At 32.4% G+C, this 2,016-nt stretch carries 2 protein-coding genes; both read right to left on the bottom strand.

Features of this window, described 5'->3' with window-relative positions:
* Nucleotides 1-803: 803 nt before the first annotated feature.
* Nucleotides 804-1,190 (bottom strand): hypothetical protein, encoded by a 387-nt coding sequence (locus tag WA340_RS02555; protein ID WP_336127159.1) that lies wholly within the window; start codon nt 1,188-1,190, stop codon nt 804-806.
* A gap of 169 nt (nt 1,191-1,359) precedes the next feature.
* Nucleotides 1,360-1,917, bottom strand: coding sequence for a hypothetical protein (locus WA340_RS02550; protein WP_336127158.1), 558 nt, complete (start codon nt 1,915-1,917; stop codon nt 1,360-1,362).
* Between the last annotated feature and the right edge of the window lie 99 nt (nt 1,918-2,016).

Below are 2,016 nucleotides of genomic sequence, written 5' to 3'. Positions count from 1 at the left end.
GTACTCTAGCAATAAATAATTAATATTTTACTTGTTTATTGCCTCAGTTCTTTGTTGGTTACAGTTATATTTCAGTTTTTTGAGGTTCATTCAGAGTTTTTGTTTTACATTTTGCTATTCAATTCCACGTTTTATTCCGCAATTTTGGAATTCAATCGAGTAGGAGTGATCAATTCAGGTTTTTTATAATTCCGCTCGAGTTGGTTCACGCGCACAGTTCCGTTTTATATTTTCAATTCAGCGTCACGTTTCGGTTTCGAGTATTAAATTCAGTTTCCGTTTTGGTTTTTGCGCAAAGTTCCGCTGTTTTCAAAGTTCAGAATTCGCACAATTTTCACGTTTAGTTTTTTAATTCCGCTATTGTAACCAACGGTCTCGTATAACCGTCAGTTACGGGATTAAAGTTAATAATTTTCAGTTAAGAACTGACGTTAGCAATTCCGAGTGGATTCGGACGTAGTCGAATCCGCCGTAATTGCGGTTATACATTGTTGTAGCACGTTTTTATTTTACGCAACACTTAAATTATTTATCAATCCACCAACAGTTATTAAAATTAGCATTGTCAAATAACTTCGTTTGATTGATATTTTTTTGTTCAATAGTTTTATTCCAAAATATAGGTTCACAATACTCAATAATATATTGAAAACCAAAACCCAATCAGGATACATAAAAGCAAAAAGGATATCTGTATAGTGATATTTGTAATAAAGAGATATCATTTCATAAATCCAGTATACTGATAATAATACTTGGATTAAACCTAAAACAATGTTGATATTCTTTTTTAACACAGTGTTTTAGTTTATTTTTTGATTTTCCAATTCCGCAAACTTTTGTTTATCAGTTGGCAAAATGTCCACTAATTCAAATCGATTTTTGTCCAACGAACTGAAGTCAACTTGACTTAAATATAAGTTAACCACATTTCGGTCAATCATTATTTTTCCGCCTCCAGCCCAATGTCGGTCAGTTCCGTTTTTCTTTATTCCAGAAATCCAATATTCATCTCCGCTTTCAATGTCGTAATAGTTTCCAGCAATTCCTTGTGCATTTGAGTTTTTAAGAGCTTTTCCATTAAAATAGACAGTTCGACCAGATTTTGAGAATTCCGCCATTCCAATCCAAGCAGGTCCGTTATCTCCAAATCCAGTTTTTAATTCTATATATTTCAATTCAGGTTTCATAGTTTCTCAAATGTGCTACAACGGTCTCGTATAACCGTCAGTTACGGATAAATATACGAAGTTTTTCGGTTAAGCACTGACGTTAGCAATTCCGAGTGGATTCGGACGTAGTCGAATCCGCCGTAATTGCGGTTATACATTGTTGTGGTGTCGTTTTTTATTTCTTCTATTAATAATCAAATTTATACGCATTTTCCGTTTGTCTTTTTGTCCAATTTTTAAATTCAACTTTCACAATTACTTCTTGAGTTCCGTGAATTTTTTCTTTAAAATCAAAACTTGGATAATATTCAATTCCGTATTTTTTCAGGACTTCATCAATTTTATTTTTTTCCAGTTCCGCTTTTTTATTTTCTCTTCTATATTTATTCAGTTTAGAGTAAGCAATTCCAAGAAATGAAAATCCAGCGACAATCATTCCAATTTTCACAGACCATAGAAATAAGCTATGTATATTCCAATCAGAAAAAAAGTATCCAAGAAGTATTAATAGAAAACCAATAATTATTGTGCTGTAGAAAGTCAGATGTGTTGACTTTTGGTTTCTACGTATTATTTCCAATTCGAGATTAGCAATTTCTAATTTTTCTTGAAATTTTTTGTCAAGTGTAATTTTTGAGCAAGTATTATTAAAATCAGGTTTTTTATTGGTCAAATTACAAGTCAATCCTTTTTCAAGACTCGTTATTTGGTTTTCGCATAAATCACAATGTCGTGAAAAATTCATTGAAATTTTAGTTCGGTTTTAGTCAGTTTTGATTCCAGCGTTCGTTTTGGTAAATGCACCACAACGGTCCCGGCTATGAGTAGTTGCGTGGGTTAGCGG

The organism is Mesoflavibacter sp. CH_XMU1422-2 (genome assembly GCF_037029245.1).
Classification (GTDB): domain Bacteria; phylum Bacteroidota; class Bacteroidia; order Flavobacteriales; family Flavobacteriaceae; genus Mesoflavibacter; species Mesoflavibacter zeaxanthinifaciens.
The sequence above is the reverse complement of the archived record's forward strand: the minus strand, read 5'-3'. Positions and strand labels throughout refer to the sequence as shown.